Raw genomic sequence first — 23,464 nt, 5'->3', positions numbered from 1 at the left:
TGTAAAGCAGCGAATGATCTTTCGCCACATTTTTACCTTGAGGAAGCTGATGATGTTTGCATTATCTGAACGCGCACAGGATTTTATTGCACGAACGCAAGCCTTTATTCAACAAGAAATAGAACCGATTGAAAAAGCGTTTTGGGATGAGGTACATCAACTCAATGTCGATGGCGATTGGACCAAATGGCAATGGCCTGAACAATTACAACAACTGAAAAGCAAAGCCAAAGCCGCGGGTTTATGGAATATGTTTTTGCCTGATGCCGAGCTAGGTGCTGGTTTATCGGTACAGGAATATGCACGTATTGCTGAACTTACCGGACGTAGCTTACTTGCACCGACGGTATTTAACTGTAATGCACCTGATACTGGCAATATGGAAGTATTGTGGCGTTATGGGAGTGACGCGCAAAAGCAACAATGGCTGCAACCTTTATTGAATGGAGAGATTCGCTCGGTATTCTGTATGACTGAACCTGCTGTGGCATCCAGTGATGCCACTAATATGCAAGCCACGGCGGTTATTGATGGTGATGAGATTGTATTAAATGGGCGTAAATGGTGGTCATCTGGTTTGGGCGATCCCAATGCCAAAGTGATTATTTTTATGGCTTATACGCCTGATCCGAGCAAAGACCGTCATCATCAACACTCTATGGTGTTGGTGCCGATTGGTACGCAAGGCGTAACGATTGAGCGAATGTTGCCTGTATTTGGTGATTACGATGCGCCGCATGGTCATGGCCAAGTCAGTTTTGACAATGTCCGTGTCCCTGTCAGTAGTTTTATTGGTGGTGCAGGACAAGGCTTTGAAATTGCTCAAGGGCGTTTAGGGCCAGGGCGGATTCACCATTGTATGCGCTGTATTGGCGCAGCAGAAAAAGCCTTGGAGTTGATGATTGATCGGGGCATGTCACGTAAAGCTTTTGGTCAAGAACTCCTGAAATTGGGTGGAAATTTAGAGCGCGTGGCTGAAGCACGTGTACAAATCGACCAAGCTCGCTTATTGACGCTGTATGCCGCATATAAGATGGATACCATGGGCACTATGGCTGCATTGACTGAAATTTCTGCGATTAAAGTGGTTGCTCCAACGGTATTGCAAAATGTGGTGGATATGGCGATTCAGATCCACGGTGGTGAAGGTGTATCACGAGATACTCCACTCACGGGATTCTTTAATCAAGCACGTAGTTTACGTTTAGCCGATGGACCTGATGAAGTTCATAAAGGCATGATTGCCAAATTAGAACTAAAAAAACGTGGCTATGGTCGTAAATAAGGATATAAGAAAATGACAGTGATTGATGTGGGTGGACAGGTTCGTCATGGTGAAGAGCTGGATATTTCCGCAGTGGAAACATGGTTAAAAAAACAAGCTGTGGTGCTACAAGGGCAAGCGCAAGTGACCCAATATTCAGGCGGTGCTTCCAATTGGACTTATCGTGTGCAATATGACAATGCAGATCTGATTCTACGCCGCCCACCCAAAGGCACCAAAGCCAAATCCGCGCATGATATGGCCCGTGAATACAATGTGCAAAAGCACCTCGCCCCGTTCTATCCAGTACTGCCTGAAATGGTTGCGCTATGCCAAGACGAGAGAGTCATCGGTTGTGATTTTTATGTGATGAAGCGGATTGAGGGTATTATTCCGCGTGCCAATTTACCCAAAGAATTACAACTTGATGAGCAACAGGTACAGCAACTTTGTCTGAATGTCTTAGATAAATTGATTGAACTACATCAAGTCCCTTATCAGGGCACTGAATTAGAAAAAATCGGTAAAGGTGACGGCTATTGTCGACGTCAGGTGGAGGGCTGGGATGCGCGGTATAGCAAAGTACTGACCCCGAACGTGCCTGATTTTGCTTTTGTGCGTCAATGGTTGCAAGTGCATATCCCTAACGACGTGAAAACCTGTGTGATTCATAATGATTGGCGTTTTGATAATGTGATTTTAAATCCAAATCAACCGACTGAAGTGATTGGTATTTTGGACTGGGAAATGGCGACCTTGGGCGATCCGTTGATGGATTTAGGTAGCGCCCTCGCCTATTGGATTCAGGATGATGATGATGCGTTGATGAAGTCCACTCGCCGTCAGCCCACCAATCTAAAAGGCATGCTGACGCGTCAACAAGTGGTGAATTATTATCTTGAGAAAACAGGCTTACAACCTGAAAATTGGGCTTTCTATGAAGTGTTTGGTCTGTTCCGTTTAGCCGTGATTGCGCAACAAATTTATTATCGCTACTACCATCAACAAACCGATAATCCAGCCTTTAAAGATTTCTGGATCATGATTCATGCTTTGCATATTCGGGCCTTAAAACTGATTGCTCAAGATAATACAGAGGCGCAGCAACTTATTCCTGAATGTGTGGCGAAATTAGAGGATATTTTAAAGCCATGAGCACAATATATTTGGTGCGACATGGGCAAGCGTCCTTTGGTGCAGCAAGTTATGACCAGCTCTCAGCCAAAGGCGAGCAACAAGCGCAGATGGTGGGTGATTTTTTTAAGCGCAGCTTAAAGCAAACCCCATTTGTGCTTGCAGGTTCAATGCAACGTCATCAACAAACCGCGCGATTAGCTTTGGCACAAAGTTTTCAGAATGTGCTGATTCAGACTGAGTCTGCATGGAACGAGTTTGATCATCAGCAGGTGTTTGCACAATACGAACCGCGTTTTAAGCAACCTGAATTACTCAAACAGGATATTGCACAAGTGGCAAACCCACGTGCTTATCTGGCTAAAATCTTTGATGGTGCGATTGATCGTTGGATTGGAGAGCAATACGACCATGAGTATCATGAAACGTGGTTAGGCTTTCAATCACGAGTGGAAACAGCGTTGCATGGACTGTGTGAAAGTATGGATGCCACACAGCAGCGTCAAGCGGTGGTGTTTAGCTCAGGCGGTGTGATTTCAGTGGCGGTGGGCAAGGTATTGGGTCTAAATGCCAAACAAATTTTTGCGCTGAATTGGTCACTTGCCAATGCCAGTATCACGACGTTGCGTTGGAACAATGGTCATTTGCAATTACTCAGTTTTAATGAGCATCATTATTTAAAAGCACAAGATGCAGAACTTTTAACATGGATTTAAACAAGAATAGGTGGCAGACATGGCAAAGACGATTTTAATTACAGGTGCAAGTTCAGGTTTAGGTGCCGGTATGGCGCGTGAGTTTGCTGCCAAAGGCTACAACCTTGCGCTTTGTGCACGACGTTTAGAGCGGTTAGAAACCCTCAAACAAGAGCTAGAAAACCAATTTTCGGTTCAGGTCAAAATTAAAGTTTTGGATGTCACTCGTTATGATGATGTTTTTACGGTGTTTAAAGACTTCCAACAAGAGTTCGGCACTATTGATCGTATTATTGTCAATGCAGGTGTCGGTGAAGGACGTCGCATAGGCAAAGGTCATTTTGAAATTAATCGCGCCACGGCAGAAACCAACTTTATTTCCGCATTGGCACAATGTGAAGCGGCGGTTGAAATCTTTAGAGCGCAGAATCAAGGGCATTTGGTGGTGATTTCTTCGATGAGTGCAATGCGTGGCTTACCGAAGCATTTATCGACCTATGCTGCGAGCAAAGCCGCAGTTGCACATTTGGCCGAAGGGATTCGTGCTGAGTTGCTGGATACACCAATCAAAGTTTCAACGATTTTCCCTGGTTATATTCGGACTGAGTTGAATGAGGGCGCAAAAAAATTGCCGTTTGAAGTGGATGAGAAAACGGGTTGTCGAGCTTTAGTGAAAGCAATTGAGAAAGCACCAATAAAAGCGTATGTACCACAGTGGCCGTGGTTGCCTGTGGGGATTGCAATGAAGATTTTGCCGTTGAAATTAGTGAATAAATTGAGTTGATTGAAATTTAAATAAAGAATTGATATGGGCTTTTTTAGTATGAATGCTCGGCTAAATATTGTTTGAATAGCAGACTTGTTTGGATGTAGATAATTCCTTACTTTTCAAAGATGAAAAGTAACAAAAATCTTTTGTTGGACTGATGGTATATCCTTATACTACAGTCCAACTGGCGGCATCCCTGCCGCCTGTCACGGTAGTAAATACCGTTACAAGATTAAATTATGAAAGTGGGATATAGGCTAGATTACGACAAAGCTGTAATCAATTTTTGGTGTAAACCACCAAAACCACCATTAGACATGATCACCACAGCATCGCCCTCACCTGCTTCATTCACCACACGGGCAATGATGTCATCCAAAGAACGGCTGACTTCGGCCTTATTTGATGATGCAGAAATGATGGGTTGTAAATCCCAATCCAAACCTTCTGGTTGATACCAAATGACTTCATCCGCTAACCGTGCTGAATGCGCTAGACCATCTTTGTGGCTACCCATACGCATGGTGTTTGAACGTGGCTCAATAATCGCCCAAAGTTTACGCTCACCTAGACGCTTACGTGCGCCGTCCAGTGTGGTTTCAATCGCGGTTGGGTGATGTGCAAAGTCATCATAGACTTCGATGCCACGGATTGTGCCTAACAATTCCATACGACGTTTTACACCGCCAAAATTCGATAATGCATCGCAGGCTTGTTCAAGGCTGACACCAACATGTTGCGCGGCAGCAATAGTCGCTAAAGCATTGGCAACGCTATGCTGGCCTGTCATGCTCCATTTTACTTCACCGATCACGTTACCGTGTTCAAGCACTTTAAAATGACTACCATCTGTATTGATCAATTCAGCAGATAAAGCGACTTGAGTATTAGGCTCTAGGCTGGTACGAACCACAGGTGTCCAGCAGCCTTGTTCCAACACTTCATCAATATTGGTTTCGGTAATCGGTGCAATAATACGCCCTTCGCTTGGAATGGTGCGCACGAGATGGTGGAACTGTTTTTGAATCGCAGCAAGATCATCAAAGATGTCAGCATGGTCAAATTCAAGGTTATTTAAAATCGCCGTTTTAGGGTGATAGTGAACGAACTTAGAACGTTTATCAAAGAAAGCCGAGTCATATTCATCTGCTTCAACACAGAAATATTTGCCACCGCCTAAACGCGCGCTTTCACTAAAACCAAGTGGCACACCACCGATCAAGAAGCCGGGGTTTAAACCTGCTTGATCGAGTACCCAAGCGAGCATGGTCGTGGTGGTGGTTTTACCATGTGTCCCCGCGACCCCCAGTACATGTTTACCTTGCAACACGTGATCTGCTAAGAATTGTGGACCTGATATATACGGCAAACCTTCATTGAGCATGTATTCGATCGCATCTATGCCACGTTTCATGGCATTGCCGACGATGACTAGATCTGGATGCGGTTGCAAATGGCTACGGTCATAGCCTTGCATCAGCTCAATGCCTGCATTTTCCAATTGAGTTGACATCGGTGGATAAACATTGGCATCTGAGCCTGTGACTTTATGTCCTAAATCTCGTGCTAATAGAGCCAAAGACCCCATAAATGTGCCACAAATACCCAAAATATGCAGATGCATCATGCTTCTCTCTTTATCCAATCACGCAATAAACGTGTGTAATGCAATTAAAAATTTGCCTCAAAAGATAGCAAGGCTGATATGGAAAAGATAGTCAAAATTCGTTGTTGTTGTTTACTTAAAATTAAAGCAAGAAGTGTTAATATTTCAGCGCTTTTATATTGACTCCAATCTCCCTATTAAGCTTGTATTCTGAATCAGAAGGACATGAACTTGAGCCCTACTCTTTTAGCATTGTGTCTATTGGTGATTTCCAATTGTTTTATGACCTTGGCATGGTACGGCCATTTAAAATATTTACATGATGCACCGATCTGGCAGGCGATTTTATTAAGTTGGTGTATTGCCCTACTCGAATACAGTTTTATGATTCCTGCCACCAAACTATTGAGTCAAAATGGTTGGGGTTTGGGGGAAATGAAAATTACCCAAGAAGTGGTGACCTTATTGGTCTTTGTCCCATTTTTACTGTTTATGTTTAAACAGCCTTTTAAGCTGGATTATGTCTGGGCAATGTTGTGTTTACTCGGTTGTGTCTATTTTGTTTTCCGTAATCAAAACTAAATTTTTTGACGGTTTTTAAAAGCGTTCTTTAGTTGGGGATGCTTGAAAAAACCGCTATAATATCTGCCAATTTATTCCTTTGTGCTTGGCGTAAGTCGAGACACTGCTCTATTTTTATCAAGTTTTGGAAAAGCCAATGAATGCGGTCGCAACAGATAGCCAACCTTTAGTCGGGATTATCATGGGTTCTCAATCAGATTGGGCAACGCTTGAACATACAGCAAATATGCTCAAACAATTGGGTGTTGCATTTGAAGCTGAAGTGGTTTCTGCGCACCGTACCCCAGACCGTTTATTTGAATATGCTGAAACAGCCCGTGATCGTGGTATCCAAGTGATTATTGCGGGTGCTGGTGGTGCAGCGCATTTACCGGGGATGTGTGCAGCCAAGACTGATTTACCGGTACTCGGCGTACCTGTTAAATCTTCTATTTTAAATGGTGTCGACTCATTGCTTTCAATCGTGCAAATGCCAGCGGGCATTGCGGTGGGAACATTGGCGATTGGTCAAGCCGGTGCGACCAATGCTGCAATCATGGCGGCTCAAATTCTCGGTTTAACTCGTCCTGAGATCGCAAAAAATGTTGCGGATTTCCGTACTGCACAAACTGAAAAAGTGTCGAGCAAAAACATTCCTGGTCAAGTATAACGAGGTTGATCATGAATAAAACCATCGGTATTTTTGGCGGCGGGCAACTTGGACGCATGATGGCGCAAGCAGCCCTCCCACTGAATATTCAATGTAGCTTTTTTGAAGCAGAAACAGATTGCCCTGCGGCGATTTTAGGGCCTGTGTTCTCAAGCAAAAATGAGCATGCTTTGCAGGATTTTATTGCCAGTGCAGATGTATTTAGCCTTGAGTTTGAAAATACCCCTGTCGCGGATGTCGATGTTTTGACCCAAACCAAGACATTGCACCCTCCTCGTCTTGCTTTGGCAACTGCACAAAACCGCTTAGCTGAAAAAAGCTTATTCGATGAATTAGGTATTCCAGTTGCGCCGTATCGTGCGGTAGACAGCTTAGATAGCTTAAAACAAGCTGTAACCGACTTAGGTTTGCCTATCGTACTGAAAACCGTGACAGGCGGCTATGATGGCAAAGGTCAATTTGTATTACGTTCAGAAGATCAAATCGATACCGCTTGGGCTGAACTTGGTCCTGCCAAAAGCTTGATCGCTGAAAGTTTCGTAAAATTCAGCCGTGAAGTATCGATTATTGCGGTGCGTGGTCAAGATGGCGATGTCAAAACATGGGCGCTCGCTGAAAACCACCATCACAATGGTATCTTGTCACACTCCATTGTGCCTGCGCCAAATAGCACGGATTTACAACCTGTTGCGCAAGACTATATTACCCGTTTGTTGAATCACCTCAATTATGTGGGTGTATTGACGCTTGAATTGTTCGTGACTGAACAAGGTTTATATGCCAATGAAATGGCATGTCGCGTACACAATTCAGGTCACTGGTCGATTGAAGGTGCGATTTGCTCGCAATTTGAAAACCATATTCGCGCAGTTGCAGGATTACCGCTTGGTTCAACTGAGGTGATTCGTCCTACGGTAATGATCAATATTATTGGTCAGCATCCTCGATCAGAAGACGTTTTGGCGCTCAATGGTGTGCATTTACATCTTTATAATAAGTCTGAGCGTGCAGGTCGTAAGTTGGGTCATATTACTTTGATGCCGAATAATCGCGATGATTTAACTGTTTTATGCCGCAAATTGGCAAAAATTTTGCCAGTACCTTTAGCGCTAACAGACGATATGCACCTATAAAGTTATCCACAAATGCTTGAAAAGCGATCTACGGATCGCTTTTTTATGCCCGTTATTTTTTTAAATTCAAAAAATGAATGCTGTTGGATTTATGCTGAGGTGTGGGTAACTTTATTTCCGACTTTTGAATTTAAATTATAGGGTTTGATTTGAATTCAAAACACGAGAAGTTGCTTATGTTGTTTTTGAATTTAAAAATGCGCTCAAGTTTTAAATTTAAAAGTGGTGAGTATCGTTGCTTTGAATTTAAATGATGGGCCTGTGGATATCTATTTTCTTGGGTTCTAAGTATTTAGAAGTGAGAAAAAAGCTATAAATCAGCAATTTTCTCTTCTGATCTCATCGGTTGGGTTGTTAAAATGAATTTAAATCGGAGTGTTTTTTGAATTTAAAACTGATGCGACGTTCTGGTTGTATTTTTAAATTCAAAGTTGATGTGTTGAGTTAAGCTTATTTTGAATTCAAAAGATGGGCTTCGATCTTTTTAAATTTAAATTAGCATCTGCATTTTGAATTTAAAAAGAGAACTTTAAATTTAAATCACGAAGAATGAATTCAAAGTTACGTTTCCAAACTATACATCTTGATAGAGCGTGTTAAGGTGAACAAGAAATTTGAATTCAAAAATTATGGTTAAGACATGAAACATTATTTCCCTTTTTTTCTAGGCTCTGCCTTGTTGACCTTATCTTATAGTGCCCATGCTGAGCTGATCATCAATGGCGCAAAAGTTACGACCACTACAACAACGCCAACAGCTGCAAATAACAGCAGTTTTGCGCCGACTCGGAATTTTCAGAGTTGTCTGGCGAGTTTACGATCTTCAGCTGTTGCTGCTGGTGTTTCAGCCGCGAATTATGACCGCTATACCCAAAATTTGACTGCGGATTATTCGGTGATTGATCGACTGAACTATCAACCTGAGTTTTCAACACCGATTTGGGATTATTTATCGGGTTTGGTCGATAACGAGCGAGTCCAAGCGGGACAGCAAAAATTAGCGCAACATCGTGATGTCTTAAGACGAGTAGAGCAAGCTTATGGTGTTCCCGCCGAAACCGTTGTCGCGGTATGGGGTGTGGAAAGTAATTTTGGTGATATTTCTGGACGCTATCCTTTATTACAAGCATTAGGGACATTGAGCTGTGAAGGCCGCCGTCAGAGTTATTTCCGTGGTGAGTTTTTTGCCACCATGCGTATTTTACAACGTGGTGATGTCACCCAAGATCAGCTCTTTGGTTCTTGGGCAGGTGCGTTTGGGCATACTCAATTTATGCCATCTACCTACGAGCGTTTAGCTGTAGATTTTGATGGTGATGGTCGCCGTGACCTTGTTTCCAGTATTCCAGATGCTTTGGCATCAACAGCAAACTTTCTAAAACGTGCGGGTTGGCAAACAGGGATGCCTTGGGGCTTTGAGGTGAAAATTCCACAAGGCATGTCGATTTCTGGTGAAAGCCGTCGTAATAAAAAGTCACTGAATAGTTGGATTGCTCAGGGCGTAACGCGTGCGGATGGTCGGGCTTTGGTGCAAGGAAATTTATCAGGCAGTACGCCTGCAGGTTTGATTGCACCTTCAGGTGCCAATGGTCCTGTGTTCTTGGTGTTTAAAAATTTCGATGCGATTTATAGCTATAATGCAGCTGAAAGTTATGGTTTAGCCATCGCACATTTGTCTGACCGTCTGCGAGGTGGGACGCCATTTTTAACGACATGGCCGACAGATGATGCGGGAACATCAAGAGCAGAACGTCGTGAAATTCAACAATTTTTGATTCAACGTGGTCATGATATTGGTGCTGTAGACGGATTAATTGGAGACAAAAGTCGTCAAGCGATTCGTCAAGAACAAACACGTTTGGGACTTAATCCAACAGGCCGTGCAGGACAGCAGATTTTAGCTGCGTTCCGTCAAGAACAAGCCAAAAAAATGATGCAGTAAATTGTAGTAATAAAAAAGGTCTGCTTATTGAATAGCAGACCTTTTTTTATTTATGGTGCGGCATCTAATTTTACAGCTTCTAAAATATCAAAAATCACCGCAGTCACATCTTGGCTCAAATCACGATCATTAAAAATTTCATAAGCGGTAATGGTGACATCAGTATCACTCGGCAATTGTTTTTGTTCTTCTTCGATTAAATGCTCAATCGGCAATAAGGTCTGTTTGACCTCTAAATGTAGAATTTCATCATGCGCAATATTTTCATCTTCAAGCTCGAGGATTTGCTCATTGAAATAAGGAATCAAAATCGAATGAAGATAGGGACTAATATTTTGAATATCCAAGATTTCGATATCACGAGTCTGCTCAATCGTACTGATGTGGTCATTCACTTCAATTAAGATATGATAATAACTCATGCTGATCTCCATTTAGGCTAAGATGATGTTTTCACTCCACAATAACATGAATAAATCAAAACAATCGACCCATTCTTATCATCTTACAAAAACATCAGCTTATAAATGTCCGTTAGCCTGTACAGCTCAAGCCTTAGCGAGAAAAACCCAATAGCTCCAAATCTGTATTGGTGAGTTTAAAATCTTTGGCATCTTGTGCTTTGATGCGCGGATACATCAAAGATTTTGGATCTTGGGTATGCTTTAGTCCTAAGGCATGTCCAAATTCATGCGCTAAAGTTAGCCGTAGGTCATCGATTGAAGAAAACTCATAGATAAAAATTTTGTCCCCATCAAATTGACCTTTGTGTAGAGTCTGAGGCTTAAAGGTTTGATTAAATTCAGCAATTGATTGGGTTAATTGTTGGTAAAGTTGTTTGGACTTTTCCGTTTGTAGGTCAAGTTGCTGAACCAGCTGCTGATGTTTAGCAATACGCGTTTGTAGCTGTGCAGACTGTTGTTCAAGATCTTGTTGTTGTTTTTGAATTGACGTAAATAAGGTTTTAATCGAGCTTCGCTGTTTATGTTTTTGCTGATTCTCAACACGGGTTTGATATTCAGTTTTCTGCAATTCAAGTTGCATTTTTGATTGCGCTACATTTTGTTTGAGCTGTTGTAATTGTTGATTTTCATTTAGCCAAATTTGTTGTTGATGTTCTAATTGATTCAAACTCTCAGCGCGTTTCATACTACGAATTTGACGCTGATCAAAGACTAAATGAATGGAAAACTCAGCTTCAGGGTCATAAACAAAATAATGTTGTCCTGTGTCTTTTTCCCAAATGGCTGCCGCCTGTTTGCTCAAATCAATCATTTGCTGCTGACTAATCTTTAAGCGAGGATCAAAATTGGCAATACGGTAGTGCAAAGGGCGCGCTGTGTTATAGCGGACTTGGTTCTGGGTAGAATTTGAGGAAATTTGAGCAAAAGCCGATGCTTGAGCCAGCACAAAAAAACATGTGGCCAATAGGAGAGAACATAAACGCATAGTAGGAGATAAAGATTGAAAAGGGCTGTATTTTAATCAGCTTTTATGATTAGTCAATTTGATGAAATGTATTTAAATTCACGGGGTTGAAAAATATTTATAGACAATGAATAAAAATACATCTGTAGAAAAATAAATGCTTAATTGAGCCAAAATTCTCTAGTTTTAAGGCTGGTTGAGCTAAAATTAATGTAGCAACAATTATTTATTTTTTATTCTCGAATTGGGAAAATGATAATTTTGGCAGAAATAATCAGTATAAATAGTGATAATTAACTGAATAAAATACGGTTTATATCATGTAAAATTAAAAATCTATTTGTCTAAAAAATAGACTGTCTGTCTGGTTGTATAGTTCAGCGCTGGAGGTATTTTTATACTTAGTATTTAGTATATTGCTTTTACCAGGTTTCTATCAGAATCAGTAAGTGAAAATCTTTGCAAATTTTGCTGTTGAATAACGGGATACATTAGCGACTTAGGATCATCCGTATGTGCCAATCCCAAAGCATGTCCAAACTCATGTGCGAGCGTTAAACGTAAATCATCTGCAGTCGTAAACTCATAAATAACAATCTGTTTGCCATTAAAATGACCTTTATGAAATAGACGAGGTTGAAATACTTGATTAAATTGATTCGCTGCGGCAACAAGCTGCTGGTTTTTTTGATTTAAGTTTTTAATCTCCTGATTAATTTGTTGTGTTTTTTGCTTATGCAATAACATGTCATGCTGTAGTGTAGCAGCTTGTTGTTGCAGTATTTTTTGGCGCTGTGTGAGCTGATTGGCTAAATTTTTTGACGATGAACGTTGTTGATTAAAATGCTGTACATCTGCGTTATATTGTTGAAATTGGGCGGTGAGCTGCGCTTGTTTATTGGTGAGCTGGGTTGTGGTTTTTTCGATTTCATCTTTGACGTGTTGTAGCTGCTGATGCTGATTTTCCCATTGTTTTTGTTGTTGTGAGATTTGATCCAAGCTTTGAACACGATGAGTGCTCTGTTGTTGACGTTCATCATAAACTAAGTGAATGCTAAATTTGGCGTGTGGATCATAAATAAAATGTTGCTTTCCCGTTTCTTGTGTCCAGATATTTGCAGCTTGTTGGGTTAACTCAAGCACCTGCTGGCTGCTTAAGTTGAATCTTGGGTCGATCTCTGCAATACGGTAATGTATGGGTGTTTCAACCGTATGGTGGTTATGGGGAGTTGCGCCATGCGAATGATTTTGGGCATAACTTGCATGAGGCACGCCCATGTATAAGCATGTCGCAATGACGATCATTAAACCTTGATCACGCATGTAAAGTCCCCAAAAATAAAATTTATTCTTGAGTAATTTTTTGCTTAGGTCAAAGTGCTATCTATTTAATAAATAAAGCTAAAAATTGTGATTTTGTTCTAATAAAGCGAACAATGAAACGAATGATATACACAATAAATAAATCAAAGAACAGGTTGTTTTTTTATCATAAGTCGAAAAATATCAAAGGATTAAGCTTTATATGACTAAAATTAAAGTAAAACTGGCTGTAAAATAATCAAATTGTTAACTTTTGTAAGAATTATCGCAAACTGAAAAGTTTTTTCCCTTTGGACGAAAAATTGTTTATTAGTGACATGAAAGGTCTACTGGTATTTTTGTCATGCGTTGCCTCTTAGCTAGAAATCACCATGCTTAACCTTGAGTAGAATTTTGATTAGATTCTTGCTTGATCAGATTTCAACAGGTTGGTTGGATTAACGTGCCAACAATAAATTCAGGTCGGCTGGTGTTAAACGAAAATGAGCAGCATCTTGATCTTTCATAATCGGATGCATGAGAGCATGCGGGTCATCACTGTGTTTTAGCCCTAGAGCATGTCCAAACTCATGCGCCAGTGTTAACTTTAGGTCATCCTTGGATTCAAGCTCATAAATGAGAATCTGTTTTCCGTTAAATAAGCCTTTATGAAATAAATGGGGTTGAAAACGTTGTTTATACTGACTGACTGAGGTGTTTAATTGTTGATCCAGTGCGTTTAGCTCATCAACTTTTTGATTTAGCTCAATAACTTTTTGATTGTATTGCGCTATTTCTTGTTTTAATAATTCAATATTTTGTTGTAAAACCTGTTGCCGTTGTTGGAAATATTGCTGATGCGCAGTCGATGACGGCTTGAGTCGAGCAGCATTTTGCTCTTGATTGTAATGTTGAATTTGCTGATCGAGCTGTTGTCGTTTTAAGTTTAGAGATTGTTTGTTTTGCATCATTGCTTGTTCGATTTGATCAAGCTGCTTCTTCTTATTTCGCCATTGTTGTTGGTTTGCATCTAGCTCAGTCAAATGTTGTCGACGTAGTTCACTTTCAATTTGACGTTCATCATAAATTAAATGGATACTCAGTTGAGCGTTAGGATCATATACAAAATATTCTTTTCCTGTCCCATCATTCCAAATTTGTGTCGCTTGTTGGCTAATCTCTTTCACTTGTTCAACACTGAGTTTAAAGCGAGGGTCAACTTCTGCTATACGATAGCGAAGCCGTGTATCGAAAGGGTGGGTGATCCGATCCAAAAGCGAGTTAAATTTAAGCTGAGGATGCTGGTAGCTTTGATAGCCAGACCATAAAATAAAGAGTGTAAGACATATAAAAACGATTCGTATCATTTAACATTTTTGAAAATAAAGGTTGATAGAGGCTTGGCAATAACAAGATCAGCTTTCATCTTTTATTTATATCATCATTTTAACATTTTGAATTATACATAAAGTTTGTGTGTATCAAGTTGGTGATCTGTGATACCGCTCCTTGAGCGTTAACATTGCACTTGTTATGTATGAGTACAGCTGCCATATTTAAGCTATTCTAAGCAAAAACGGATAAGTAAAATAAAATGAAAGGGGATCTAAATGCTGAAATATTTACTCAAAACACCTGATCCGACCTGGACAGCTTGCTCTCCAGCCGAAGCAAAAAACGAAAATTTAAAAATTAAATATTTAGGCACGGCAGGTTTTATCCTATCAGATCAATATCGTACGTTGGTTTTGGATCCATTTATTAGTCGCCCAAGTCTATGGCATACACTCACTCAGCCTTTACTCAGTGATCCAGAATTGGTTAAACAATACATTCCGCAGGCAGATGATGTGCTGATTGGACATGCACATTATGATCATATTTTGGATGCCCCTGAAGTGTGTAAACAAACAGGCGCACGGTTAATTGGTTCTCAAGCGAGTCTCATGTATGGGCGATCGGCAGGTTTGTCTGAACAGCAAATGCTAGAAACAAAAGGACGAGAGATTATTGCGTGTGGGCAATGGCAAGTTGTTGGGCTACCTTCGATTCATGGCAAAGCACTTTTTGGACGTGTGCCACTCCCTGGAGACATGACTACACCACCACCTTATCCACCCAAATTTCATCAGCTAAAGCATGGACAAGTCTTTAATTGGTGGATTGATACTGGCAAACTGAGCGTGGTACATATCGATTCAGCGGATTTTATCGAACAAGAATTGCAAGGGCGGCGGGCGGATATCGTTTGTTTATGTGCAATTGGACGTAAATACCGACCAAATTACGTCAGAGATGTGGTGCAACTGCTCAAGCCAAAATATATTATCCCATGCCATTGGGATAGTATGGTGACGCCGATTGATGAGACACCGCAGTTATTACCTGATGTGAATATACCTGAGTTTATAGAAGAAATTAGGGATTGTGGCGTGATTCCGTTATTTATGCCGATCTTAGGTGAACTGTATTTTGATCAATCTAAATCTAGCTAATAGTCACTTTCTAGAAATAAGATTTAATTCATTTATGAAAGTCACAGCCTCAAATTTTATGTAAAGTTTAAATGTTTTGCTTAGGCAAGATCATACTTTGTTTTTGGACAAAGTAGGCAAAACCATTTGTTGGGCTGACAGTACATCCATGTTACCGCAGCCCAACAGGGCGGCTTCCATGCCGCCTCTACTGTAGCTAAAACTAATTTGAATTTAAGTATTGATATAAAAATTTAATGCAAAAAAACCGCGCTTTCGCGCGGTTTTTTTTAGAGCGACAAATTATTTTTTGTCGTCTTTTACTTCTGTGAACTCAGCATCTACAACGCCATCGTCCGCTTTTTGTTGTTGACCCGCATCGCCACCTTGGAATGCATTTGGATCAAAACCTTCAGCACCGCCCGCAGCACCTTGTGCTTGTTCATAAGCACGTTGTGTGATTGGCATCAAGATGTTTTGCAAAGCTTCAGTTTTTGCTTTGATATCTTCAACATCATTTTCTTTTGTTGAAGCTTCAAGTTCAGAAACCGCAGTTTCAATCGCAGTTTTTTCATCAGCAGTCACTTGTTCACCAAGATCTTTCACTGCTTTGTTCGAGCTAGTAATTAAAGCGTCTGCTTCATTACGTGCTTTCGCAAGCTCTTCAAACTTACGGTCTTCTTCTGCATTGATTTCAGCATCTTTGATCATTGCTTCGATTTCAGCATCAGACAAACCTGAGTTTGCTTTAATCTGGATCGATTGCTCTTTACCTGTGCTCTTGTCTTTCGCAGATACTTTTAAGATACCGTCAGCATTGATATCGAATGAAACTTCAATTTGCGGCACACCACGTGGAGCAGGTGGGATGTCGCCGAGTTGGAAGTTACCTAATAATTTGTTTTGCTGAGCCATTTTACGTTCACCTTGGAACACAGAAATGTCTACAGCAGGTTGGTTGTCAGCAGCAGTTGAGAACACTTGTGATTTCTTCGCAGGAATCGTAGTGTTTTTCTCAATAATTGCAGTTAACACGCCACCCATTGTTTCGATACCAAGGGTTAATGGTGTTACGTCGAGTAAAAGTACGTCATTCTTGTCACCAGACAATACCGCACCTTGAATCGCAGCACCCATTGCCACAGCTTCGTCAGGGTTCACGTCTTTACGTGGCTCTTTGCCAAAGAATTCTTGTACTTTTTGTTGTACAAGTGGCATACGAGACTGACCACCAACTAAGATCACGTCTGAAATTTCAGAGGTTGAAAGTCCAGCATCTTTAAGTGCGATACGGCAAGGTTCAATGGTACGAGCAACTAAGTCTGCAACTAAACCTTCAAGTTTTGCACGTGTAACGTTGATCACTAAGTGCTTAGGACCAGTCGCATCAGCAGTGATGTATGGAAGGTTGATTTCAGTTGCGTTTGATGAAGAAAGCTCGATTTTTGCTTTCTCAGCTGCTTCTTTTAAACGTTGTAACGCAAGTGGATCATTTTTCAGATTTACACTTTGTTCTTTCTTAAATTCTTCAACTAAGAATTCGATCAATGCGTTATCGAAATCTTCACCACCAAGGAAAGTATCACCATTGGTTGACAGTACTTCGATTTGTTGGTCGCCATCAAGGTCTGCGATTTCGATGATTGATACGTCAAACGTACCGCCACCTAAGTCATAAACCGCGATTTTACGATCGCCTTCTTTTTTGTCCATACCGAACGCAAGTGCAGCAGCAGTTGGTTCGTTAATGATACGTTTAACATCAAGACCTGCAATACGACCCGCATCTTTAGTTGCTTGACGTTGTGCATCGTTGAAGTAAGCAGGAACAGTAATAACCGCTTCTGTTACAGTTTCACCTAAATAATCTTCTGCAGTTTTTTTCATCTTTTTCAAGATTTCAGCAGAAATTTGTTGAGGTGCTAATTTTTTATCATTCACTTCAACCCAAGCATCACCGTTGTCAGCTTTGATGATTTTGTAAGGTACAAGACCGATGTCTTTTTGTACCGCAGCATCTTCATAGCGACGACCAATTAAACGCTTGATTGCGAATAATGTATTTTTTGGGTTGGTTACAGCCTGACGTTTTGCACTTTGACCAACCAAGATCTCGCCATCTTTATAGGCAATGATTGATGGAGTTGTGCGTGCGCCTTCTGCATTATCGATTACTTTTACTTTATCGCCTTCAAGTACAGCAACACATGAGTTGGTAGTACCTAAGTCAATACCAATAATTTTCGCCATTTGGTGTGTTCCTCTAAAATTTTTTGAATCCCCTCATTTCCACCCTAAATTAAGGGGCTGAAAAGCGTTGCTTCCGAAAGGGGATTTGCTTGTTATTCGATATGAGAGTCATTCGGTTTTTTTCAAGCATTTTTATGAAAAAAAATCAAAAAACTCTCAAATTCTTTGTACTTTGAGCAAATTTACAGGTTGCTCTTGTGCTTTATTGACCAACCATGACCATCGCTGGACGCAAGAGACGACCAGACAAGGTATAACCTTTTTGTAGTACCGTGCCGATTTCACCTGCTTTGGCATTTGGGTCAAGACCGACGGCTTGATGATGATCTGCATTGAAGCCATTGGTAGTATCTACTGCAACCACATCAAATTTTTCTAGCGTGGTGAGTAATGATTTCAAGGTCAGTTGTACACCTTCAAGTAAAGGCGACTGCTCATCGCCCGCAGCTTGAATCGCGCGCTCAAGGTTGTCGACCGAGTCGAGTAAATCTTTGGCAAATTTTTCTAAAGCAAATTTTTTCGCAGTTTCAGCTTCACGTTCTAAACGTTCTTTCACTTTTTCTGCTTCATAGGTTGCATTCGCTGCACGTGCTTTTTCTAGTTTTAAACCTTCTGCTAGTGTGGTGATTTGCGCTTGTAAATCTTCAACGCTAAGCTCGTTTGTTGCTTGCTCTACACCTTCAGTTTGAGTTTGTTCAGGTTGTTGCTCATTTTGAATGTCTTGAGCTTGCTCATTGTGCTCATTAGCCATTGATGATCTCCGTTTAAAAAAGTTCTTAAACATGTACAGTCCTTTTGGCGTGAATGCTCATAGGATCAAACCCGAACTGCCACATATTGGTCATTCATAGATATGGATGAAGTATGGGCAACCCGACAAAATTCAAGCGTTCAGGTCGATTTAAATCTTTTAATTTTGCTGATCTAGGTAAAAATTTAAGTTTTCGATCACGAAAGCAATAAATTCTTGGGTTATTTTTGGTAAATGTTGTCTAGATGCATAGACTAAAGACAAAGTCAGATCGGGTGCAGAAAAATCTGTAAACACCTGTTGCAGACGGTTAGCTGCGATATCTTGACGGACGAGGAACGTCGGCAACATGGCGATCCCTTGCGCTGCGAGGCACATTTGATACAGCGCAATCACGTCATTGCTTTTAAAGGTCACATTTAAGGGATAGTTCTGAGGCTGTTGATCTTGATCAAACAAAGTCCAATATTGATTATGAGTATAGTGGGCAATACATTCATGCTGAATCAATTGGCTGGGGTGTGAAAGGGCCGTATGATCTTCTAAATAATGTGGATGAGCACAAAAAATAGAGCCAATTTGACAGACGGGACGTGCAATTAGTCCATCAGCGACTTTTTGAGTAATACGTAGGGCCAGATCAACTTGTGCATCGATCAAATCAACGGTATTTTCAGTCAAATACACATCAAATTGGATATGAGGATAGCGCTTTTTAAACTGTCGAATACATTCATTCACCCCGAGCTGAAATAAAAATAAGCCACAGGTAAAACGGATCGTACCTGTATGTTGCTCTGGAGCAGCCAAGCCGGCTAATAGTTGTTGCTGCTGTAAAATATTTTCGCAATACACCAGTGCTTTTTCGCCAGCAGGTGTCAGTGATACTTTACGCGTGTTACGTTGAAACAGTCGAGTTGAAAAGGTTTGTTCGAGGTGTTCCAGATAACGAGACACCATCGCTTTAGAATAATCTAAATGTTCTGCAGCTTTACTGAGATTGCCTTGATGTGCAATGCAAACAAAGACCTGAATGGCTTTTAATGTATCCATATTTATTTTTGATTGTTGCAAGATATGCAACATTTTATCTTAATTTAGGCTGTTTATTCAGTAGTAAATGCAATTTATAGTGTTTTCTATCAGATTGGAGACGAAAAAATGAACTTAAAACCTTATGCAATTGCATTCACTGCATTATCAACACTCGCGGCAGCATCAAACACCTTCGCACAAGAATTAAAAATTCAAAATTTTCTGGCGAAACCTGAGCACTTTGGAGTCACGTCAACTTTAATTGAAGGTGATAAAGAAGTTTTATTGGTCAATGCACAATTTTCTAAATCAGAAGCTTTGCGTATCGCGGCTGACATCCTTGATAGCGGTAAAACGTTAAAAACGATTTTTGTGAGTTATGGTGATCCAGACTTTTACTTTGGTTTAGATGTATTTAAGCAATACTTCCCAAATGTACAAATCATTGCGACGCCTGAAACCGTTAAACATATTCAAGATACACAAGCTTTGAAAGTGCAGTATTGGGGACCTAAAATGGGCGCTAATGCACCGACTCAAATTATCATTCCTCAAGCCTATACAGCGAAAACCTTAAAGTTTGAAAATGAAAGCATTGAAATTAAGGGTAAAAAAGAGCTGACGTATTTGTGGATCCCAAGTGCTAAAGCGGTTGTGGGTGGAATTCCAGTTTCATCAGGAATTCATTTATGGATGGCAGATACCCCGACCACAAAAGACCGTGCTGAGGTGATTCAGGCTTTAGAAAGTATCAAAGCGTTAAAACCGACAACTGTGGTACCAGCACATATGAAAGCAGGGGCGGCTGAAGGTTTAGACGCAGTGAACTTCTCGATTGACTATTTAAAGCAATATGAGAAAGCGGTAAAAGCCACCAAGGATTCAGCTCAGTTAATACAAACCATGCAAAAACAATATCCAGCTTTAGGTGAATCAGATAGTTTAAATTTGGGTGCTAAAGTGGTAAAAGGTGAAATGCAGTGGCCGTAAATTTATGGTCGAAAAACATAAAAACCGTGGCTTAGACCACGGTTTTTTATTGGTGCTTAATTCATTATCAATAAAAACTACGCAATTGTAATCTTTTAAGACGGTTGTACAGTATTTCTATGAATTATAAAAACATAATATAAACAACAATTTGCGATATAGAGCCAAAATAAAAATAAAAAAATGCTGTATTAATAGTTATTTAGTAAGGCTGTTTAAATGAAAAGATATGTGAATTGTGAAGACGGCTGATATAAGAAAAATTGCAAAATAATGCAGCTTCCACTACAAACTACAACCAATCCGCATCACGTCTGAGAAAAAAATTGTGAATCATAGGCAACGCAAAGGCGACTTTGCTTTTTGTCATAATGAAAGGAAGTAAGCAATGAAAAAATTAGCATTGATTTCAATGGTTGTAACAGGTGTAGCATTCACAGCGGTAGGTTGTACATCTCAAGGTGGTGTAGAAGCTTCTGGTTCTGCTCAAACCAGCGCAAGCCCAACTGGCGTGCAAGGCGGTGTAGGCATACAAGCGGATACTTCTATGGGTGTTGAATCAGCTAGCCCATCTGCTGACGTATCTGGTGCGGTTGATGCTGAGGCATCAGTACAATAATCTAAACTTAGTCGGGCAATAGATTGTCTGTTGATGCCAGCAGATCAATCTAAACATATACTGCTATATATGATGCCCTTAAGTGATACAGATTAATTGATAAATAAAAACTAGAATCAATAAAATGATTCTAGTTTTTTTACTTTTAGAGCGAATTTAAAACGCATAAAGATTTGCCAAACTGACAGTAAAAATAAGTCATGTGGACTTGTAGATTGATAGACAAAACAGCAATGATGATATTTCACAAACCAAATTGTTTGTATTGATCTAATTGAGAGAAAAATTTATGAAACAGTTCACTTTCATTTCGCTACTGTGTATTGCGTTAAGCCCAATGGTTGGTTGTGTTTCTGTGGAGGCAACTGGTTCTACAAATGTGGGTGTTGGTTCTCATGGTGTTAAAACAGGTGCTGGCGTAAAGGCACAAGTCCAACCAGGACAAGTTGGAGTTAATGTCTCAGGTTCAGCATCGGCTGGTCGTTAATAAAAATATAGACGTGATAAAAACTCAAAAAGCGGAATTTTGTTTTTTGAGTTTTTTATTTCTCATCAACGCAAAAACATTGATTGACCTAAAAATAGTATATAGATAAGCAGAATGGGTAATGACTTTTGAAGATCAGCCATTTAGCTTAGATTTTATTTTTAAATTCTTGATCTATGACTTTATAAGGGCATATAGTCGGATAGAACAAGAATGATGGACAACATGAGAAGGGGAAAAACGTGACAGCATTACCTCAAAAAATTCAAACAATTTTAGATAATGGACAAGGTCCTGCTGCACGAGTGCTGGATAAGCTGCCTAAAATCGTACAAGAATCTCTCGCGAAGGTTTTAGGCTATGCATATCAGTACCCAGATTTGGATGCATTTACCAAATGTTTGATGGCCGTCCAAATTAAACAGGGACGTATTGGTTTTTTGAGTGACGATCCGATCGAGTCAAGACGCCAATTTGATGCACAGATGCTGGCAATATTAAATAAGCCGACTTCGATTGAGTCGGTTGAAGATATTCGATTACCTTTGCAAAGTGGAACGGTTTTTGCCCGCCACTTCCACCCAGCACCAAATAAAAAACTACCGATGATTGTTTTTTATCATGGTGGTGGTTTTGTAGTGGGTGGTTTGGATACACATGATGAAGCATGCCGTTTAATCGCGAAATACGCAAAAGTACAAGTCTTGAGTATTGATTATCCGCTTGCACCAGAAGCATCGCCGCAACTACTGATTAAATCATGTGAAGATGCTTTGGCTTGGGTTTATCAGAATCGTCGCCAACTCAAGATCTATAAAAATCGTATTGCGGTTGCTGGCGACAGTGCTGGTGGCAATATCAGTACCGTTGTGGCACAGCACACAGTGGGCAAGGCATACGCACCACAAGCACAACTGTTAATTTATCCAACTGTAGATTTTAAAAGTAGACACCCATCTTTCTATGCGTATGGTCAAGGCTTAGTGTTGACCAGTAAGGATGTGGATTATGTGACAGACTATTATGTGACACAGCACAACGTTGCTTTAGATGATCCGCTTGTTTCACCTACCTATGGCAACCTTCGCAAGCTTGCACCTGCATACGTACTTACGGCTGGGCACGACTTACTCCATGATGAAGGGGAGATCTATAGTCATAAACTCAGACAAAGCGGTGTCAAAGTTCAATATGTCAATTATGTTGATCAGACTCATGGTTTTATCAACCTAACCCCAATTTCAAGCAAAGCTAAACGTAATACGATTGAGCTTGCGAGAAACTTTAGAAAATTTTGGGATAAACATAGTTAATTTGCCGATGAACCTATGTTTCACGTGAAACATAGGTGTTGTTTAGCGTAACAAATAAAAATAGCAAAAATGAATTTGTAAAACTAAGATGAATGTCCACAAAAAATCTATTTTCAAGTTGAGAAAAGCAATGATGAAAACGTTGTTCATTACAACAAGTTTACTTTTGGCCAGTGGTCATCTATTTGCAAATACAATGGTTGAAATGAAAACCAGCATGGGGAATGTTGAAATAGAGCTTTTTGATGATAAAGCGCCTATATCAGCGAAGAATTTTGAAAGCTATGTTAAAAGCAACTTCTATACAGGTACGATCTTCCATCGTGTGATTCCTGGATTTATGGTTCAGGGCGGTGGTTTAGATGAGAATATGGTTGAGAAGAAAACAAACGCACCTATTGTGAATGAAGCAGATAATGGTCTGAAGAATACCCGTGGCACATTAGCGATGGCTCGAACCAATAACCCTAACTCTGCAACGAGTCAATTTTTTATAAATGTTGCTGATAACAGTTTCCTCAATCGTTCACAAAGAGATGCTGGCTATGCAGTGTTTGGTAAAGTGACTAAGGGTATGGAGGTGATTGATAAAATCGTAAATGTACCTACAGGAAACCAAGGAATGCATCAAAATGTACCAAAACAACCGGTTAAAATCATAAGTGTTCAGATAAAGAGCAAAAAGTAAAAAATAAGGAAGAAATGTAAAATTAATATTTCTTCCTTAATATCATTGGTTTGTGGTGTTTTTGGTGGTTTGTTGTGCAGGCTTTGGTCTAAAAAAGCAACACTCAATAAATCATATGTTTAAAAAGACTTGCGCACCAAAAAAAATCTCCTATAATGCACACATCCCGACGCGATGAAGCAAACAGAACTTAGCTTTACTGGTTAAGTTTATGAGTATTTATTGCGTTGATTTGCCACTGATGAGGTGGTGAAAAATTCATTAAGAATTGAAGAAGAACAACTTGTGTGGATTTTTACTGGTTAATCGATCGAAATTATTTTCATTGATTAGATGGTAGAAATTACTCGAAG

The 23,464-nt window shown here is 40.2% G+C and carries 22 protein-coding genes; 14 read left to right on the top strand and 8 right to left on the bottom strand.

Annotation, left to right across the window (positions count from 1 at the left end; translation table 11 throughout):
* Window positions 1–52 precede the first annotated feature (52 nt).
* From J2Y37_RS14645 to J2Y37_RS14630, 4 genes are read left to right on the top strand one after another with little or no spacing between them, the layout of a single operon-like run.
* The gene (locus J2Y37_RS14645; protein ID WP_349033297.1) at window positions 53–1,285 is read left to right on the top strand and encodes an acyl-CoA dehydrogenase family protein; all 1,233 of its coding nucleotides are present in this window, start codon (window positions 53–55) and stop codon (window positions 1,283–1,285) included.
* 12 nt (window positions 1,286–1,297) lie between these two features.
* Window positions 1,298–2,419, top strand: coding sequence for a phosphotransferase family protein (locus tag J2Y37_RS14640; RefSeq protein ID WP_349033285.1), 1,122 nt, complete (start codon window positions 1,298–1,300; stop codon window positions 2,417–2,419).
* Window positions 2,416–3,114, top strand: a complete 699-nt coding sequence (locus J2Y37_RS14635) for a histidine phosphatase family protein (protein ID WP_349033284.1) — start codon at window positions 2,416–2,418, stop codon at window positions 3,112–3,114. Before J2Y37_RS14640 ends, J2Y37_RS14635 begins: the two co-directional genes overlap by 4 nt.
* 19 nt (window positions 3,115–3,133) lie before the next feature.
* Window positions 3,134–3,877, top strand: a complete 744-nt coding sequence (locus J2Y37_RS14630; RefSeq protein WP_349033283.1) for an SDR family oxidoreductase — start codon at window positions 3,134–3,136, stop codon at window positions 3,875–3,877.
* Between the two features lie 247 nt (window positions 3,878–4,124).
* On the opposite strand, the gene mpl is transcribed toward J2Y37_RS14630, so the two are convergent.
* Complete coding sequence (gene mpl, locus J2Y37_RS14625; protein ID WP_349033296.1) at window positions 4,125–5,486, bottom strand: UDP-N-acetylmuramate:L-alanyl-gamma-D-glutamyl-meso-diaminopimelate ligase; 1,362 nt, start codon at window positions 5,484–5,486, stop codon at window positions 4,125–4,127.
* Window positions 5,487–5,693: 207 nt separating this feature from the next.
* Between mpl and J2Y37_RS14620 the strand changes: the two genes are divergently transcribed.
* The 4 genes from J2Y37_RS14620 to J2Y37_RS14605 all read left to right on the top strand — a co-directional run bounded on the left by J2Y37_RS14620 (window position 5,694) and on the right by J2Y37_RS14605 (window position 9,774).
* The gene (locus J2Y37_RS14620; protein ID WP_349033282.1) at window positions 5,694–6,050 is read left to right on the top strand and encodes a DMT family protein; all 357 of its coding nucleotides are present in this window, start codon (window positions 5,694–5,696) and stop codon (window positions 6,048–6,050) included.
* A 136-nt stretch (window positions 6,051–6,186) separates the two neighbouring features.
* A complete protein-coding gene (gene purE, locus J2Y37_RS14615) occupies window positions 6,187–6,699 on the top strand; it encodes a 5-(carboxyamino)imidazole ribonucleotide mutase (protein ID WP_005194389.1) in 513 nt (170 codons plus the stop codon).
* Window positions 6,700–6,710: 11 nt separating this feature from the next.
* Complete coding sequence (locus tag J2Y37_RS14610) at window positions 6,711–7,832, top strand: 5-(carboxyamino)imidazole ribonucleotide synthase (protein ID WP_349033281.1); 1,122 nt, start codon at window positions 6,711–6,713, stop codon at window positions 7,830–7,832.
* 640 nt (window positions 7,833–8,472) lie between these two features.
* Window positions 8,473–9,774 carry a lytic murein transglycosylase gene (locus tag J2Y37_RS14605; RefSeq protein WP_241324026.1) on the top strand — a complete coding sequence of 434 codons (1,302 nt, stop codon included), beginning with the start codon at window positions 8,473–8,475 and terminating at the stop codon, window positions 9,772–9,774.
* Between the two features lie 50 nt (window positions 9,775–9,824).
* Here the strand turns inward: J2Y37_RS14605 and J2Y37_RS14600 are convergent, their stop codons facing one another.
* From J2Y37_RS14600 to J2Y37_RS14585, 4 genes are all read right to left on the bottom strand, one after another.
* Window positions 9,825–10,196, bottom strand: coding sequence for a hypothetical protein (locus tag J2Y37_RS14600; RefSeq protein WP_004672197.1), 372 nt, complete (start codon window positions 10,194–10,196; stop codon window positions 9,825–9,827).
* Between the two features lie 133 nt (window positions 10,197–10,329).
* A complete protein-coding gene (locus J2Y37_RS14595) occupies window positions 10,330–11,184 on the bottom strand; it encodes a matrixin family metalloprotease (protein ID WP_349033280.1) in 855 nt (284 codons plus the stop codon).
* A gap of 426 nt (window positions 11,185–11,610) precedes the next feature.
* Window positions 11,611–12,525: a matrixin family metalloprotease gene (locus J2Y37_RS14590; RefSeq protein WP_349033279.1), complete on the bottom strand. Its 915-nt coding sequence runs from the start codon at window positions 12,523–12,525 to the stop codon at window positions 11,611–11,613.
* Between the two features lie 437 nt (window positions 12,526–12,962).
* On the bottom strand, window positions 12,963–13,871 hold the full coding sequence (locus J2Y37_RS14585; protein WP_349033278.1) for a matrixin family metalloprotease: 909 nt from the start codon (window positions 13,869–13,871) through the stop codon (window positions 12,963–12,965).
* Window positions 13,872–14,114: 243 nt separating this feature from the next.
* On the opposite strand from J2Y37_RS14585, the gene J2Y37_RS14580 reads away from it, so the two are divergent.
* Window positions 14,115–14,999: an MBL fold metallo-hydrolase gene (locus tag J2Y37_RS14580; RefSeq protein WP_349033277.1), complete on the top strand. Its 885-nt coding sequence runs from the start codon at window positions 14,115–14,117 to the stop codon at window positions 14,997–14,999.
* Window positions 15,000–15,281: 282 nt separating this feature from the next.
* Here J2Y37_RS14580 and dnaK read toward each other — a convergent pair whose 3' ends face one another.
* The 3 genes from dnaK to J2Y37_RS14565 form a co-directional block, all read right to left on the bottom strand.
* A complete protein-coding gene (dnaK, locus tag J2Y37_RS14575; RefSeq protein WP_004672183.1) occupies window positions 15,282–17,228 on the bottom strand; it encodes a molecular chaperone DnaK in 1,947 nt (648 codons plus the stop codon).
* A 202-nt stretch (window positions 17,229–17,430) separates the two neighbouring features.
* A complete protein-coding gene (gene grpE / locus J2Y37_RS14570) occupies window positions 17,431–17,979 on the bottom strand; it encodes a nucleotide exchange factor GrpE (protein WP_004672181.1) in 549 nt (182 codons plus the stop codon).
* Between the two features lie 159 nt (window positions 17,980–18,138).
* Window positions 18,139–19,032, bottom strand: coding sequence for a LysR family transcriptional regulator (locus J2Y37_RS14565; RefSeq protein WP_349033276.1), 894 nt, complete (start codon window positions 19,030–19,032; stop codon window positions 18,139–18,141).
* Window positions 19,033–19,140: 108 nt separating this feature from the next.
* Between J2Y37_RS14565 and J2Y37_RS14560 the strand changes: the two genes are divergently transcribed.
* The 5 genes from J2Y37_RS14560 (at window position 19,141) to J2Y37_RS14540 (ending at window position 23,111) form a co-directional block, all read left to right on the top strand.
* Window positions 19,141–20,004 carry an MBL fold metallo-hydrolase gene (locus J2Y37_RS14560; protein WP_241324020.1) on the top strand — a complete coding sequence of 288 codons (864 nt, stop codon included), beginning with the start codon at window positions 19,141–19,143 and terminating at the stop codon, window positions 20,002–20,004.
* 388 nt (window positions 20,005–20,392) lie between these two features.
* Window positions 20,393–20,623 (top strand): hypothetical protein, encoded by a 231-nt coding sequence (locus J2Y37_RS14555; RefSeq protein ID WP_004672175.1) that lies wholly within the window; start codon window positions 20,393–20,395, stop codon window positions 20,621–20,623.
* 289 nt (window positions 20,624–20,912) lie between these two features.
* A complete protein-coding gene (locus tag J2Y37_RS14550; RefSeq protein WP_005194417.1) occupies window positions 20,913–21,110 on the top strand; it encodes a hypothetical protein in 198 nt (65 codons plus the stop codon).
* Between the two features lie 242 nt (window positions 21,111–21,352).
* Window positions 21,353–22,423 carry an alpha/beta hydrolase gene (locus tag J2Y37_RS14545; protein ID WP_004672170.1) on the top strand — a complete coding sequence of 357 codons (1,071 nt, stop codon included), beginning with the start codon at window positions 21,353–21,355 and terminating at the stop codon, window positions 22,421–22,423.
* 130 nt (window positions 22,424–22,553) lie between these two features.
* The gene (locus tag J2Y37_RS14540) at window positions 22,554–23,111 is read left to right on the top strand and encodes a peptidylprolyl isomerase (protein WP_349033275.1); all 558 of its coding nucleotides are present in this window, start codon (window positions 22,554–22,556) and stop codon (window positions 23,109–23,111) included.
* Window positions 23,112–23,464 lie beyond the last annotated feature (353 nt).

It is taken from the genome of Acinetobacter sp. 3657 (assembly GCF_031456775.1).
GTDB lineage: Bacteria > Pseudomonadota > Gammaproteobacteria > Pseudomonadales > Moraxellaceae > Acinetobacter.
Note: the sequence above shows the minus strand (reverse complement) of the source record. Positions and strands in the feature narration are given on the sequence as shown.

Bases quoted from the DNA above. Each gene is read 5' to 3' on its own strand.
- J2Y37_RS14645 (WP_349033297.1), top strand. From the start codon at position 53: ATGTTTGCATTATCTGAACGCGCACAGGATTTTATTGCACGAACGCAA.
- J2Y37_RS14640 (WP_349033285.1), top strand. From the start codon at position 1,298: ATGACAGTGATTGATGTGGGTGGACAGGTTCGTCATGGTGAAGAGCTG.
- J2Y37_RS14635 (WP_349033284.1), top strand. From the start codon at position 2,416: ATGAGCACAATATATTTGGTGCGACATGGGCAAGCGTCCTTTGGTGCA.
- J2Y37_RS14630 (WP_349033283.1), top strand. From the start codon at position 3,134: ATGGCAAAGACGATTTTAATTACAGGTGCAAGTTCAGGTTTAGGTGCC.
- mpl (WP_349033296.1), bottom strand. From the start codon at position 5,486: ATGCATCTGCATATTTTGGGTATTTGTGGCACATTTATGGGGTCTTTG.
- J2Y37_RS14620 (WP_349033282.1), top strand. From the start codon at position 5,694: ATGAACTTGAGCCCTACTCTTTTAGCATTGTGTCTATTGGTGATTTCC.
- purE (WP_005194389.1), top strand. From the start codon at position 6,187: ATGAATGCGGTCGCAACAGATAGCCAACCTTTAGTCGGGATTATCATG.
- J2Y37_RS14610 (WP_349033281.1), top strand. From the start codon at position 6,711: ATGAATAAAACCATCGGTATTTTTGGCGGCGGGCAACTTGGACGCATG.
- J2Y37_RS14605 (WP_241324026.1), top strand. From the start codon at position 8,473: ATGAAACATTATTTCCCTTTTTTTCTAGGCTCTGCCTTGTTGACCTTA.
- J2Y37_RS14600 (WP_004672197.1), bottom strand. From the start codon at position 10,196: ATGAGTTATTATCATATCTTAATTGAAGTGAATGACCACATCAGTACG.
- J2Y37_RS14590 (WP_349033279.1), bottom strand. From the start codon at position 12,525: ATGCGTGATCAAGGTTTAATGATCGTCATTGCGACATGCTTATACATG.
- J2Y37_RS14585 (WP_349033278.1), bottom strand. From the start codon at position 13,871: ATGATACGAATCGTTTTTATATGTCTTACACTCTTTATTTTATGGTCT.
- J2Y37_RS14580 (WP_349033277.1), top strand. From the start codon at position 14,115: ATGCTGAAATATTTACTCAAAACACCTGATCCGACCTGGACAGCTTGC.
- dnaK (WP_004672183.1), bottom strand. From the start codon at position 17,228: ATGGCGAAAATTATTGGTATTGACTTAGGTACTACCAACTCATGTGTT.
- grpE (WP_004672181.1), bottom strand. From the start codon at position 17,979: ATGGCTAATGAGCACAATGAGCAAGCTCAAGACATTCAAAATGAGCAA.
- J2Y37_RS14565 (WP_349033276.1), bottom strand. From the start codon at position 19,032: ATGGATACATTAAAAGCCATTCAGGTCTTTGTTTGCATTGCACATCAA.
- J2Y37_RS14560 (WP_241324020.1), top strand. From the start codon at position 19,141: ATGAACTTAAAACCTTATGCAATTGCATTCACTGCATTATCAACACTC.
- J2Y37_RS14555 (WP_004672175.1), top strand. From the start codon at position 20,393: ATGAAAAAATTAGCATTGATTTCAATGGTTGTAACAGGTGTAGCATTC.
- J2Y37_RS14550 (WP_005194417.1), top strand. From the start codon at position 20,913: ATGAAACAGTTCACTTTCATTTCGCTACTGTGTATTGCGTTAAGCCCA.
- J2Y37_RS14540 (WP_349033275.1), top strand. From the start codon at position 22,554: ATGATGAAAACGTTGTTCATTACAACAAGTTTACTTTTGGCCAGTGGT.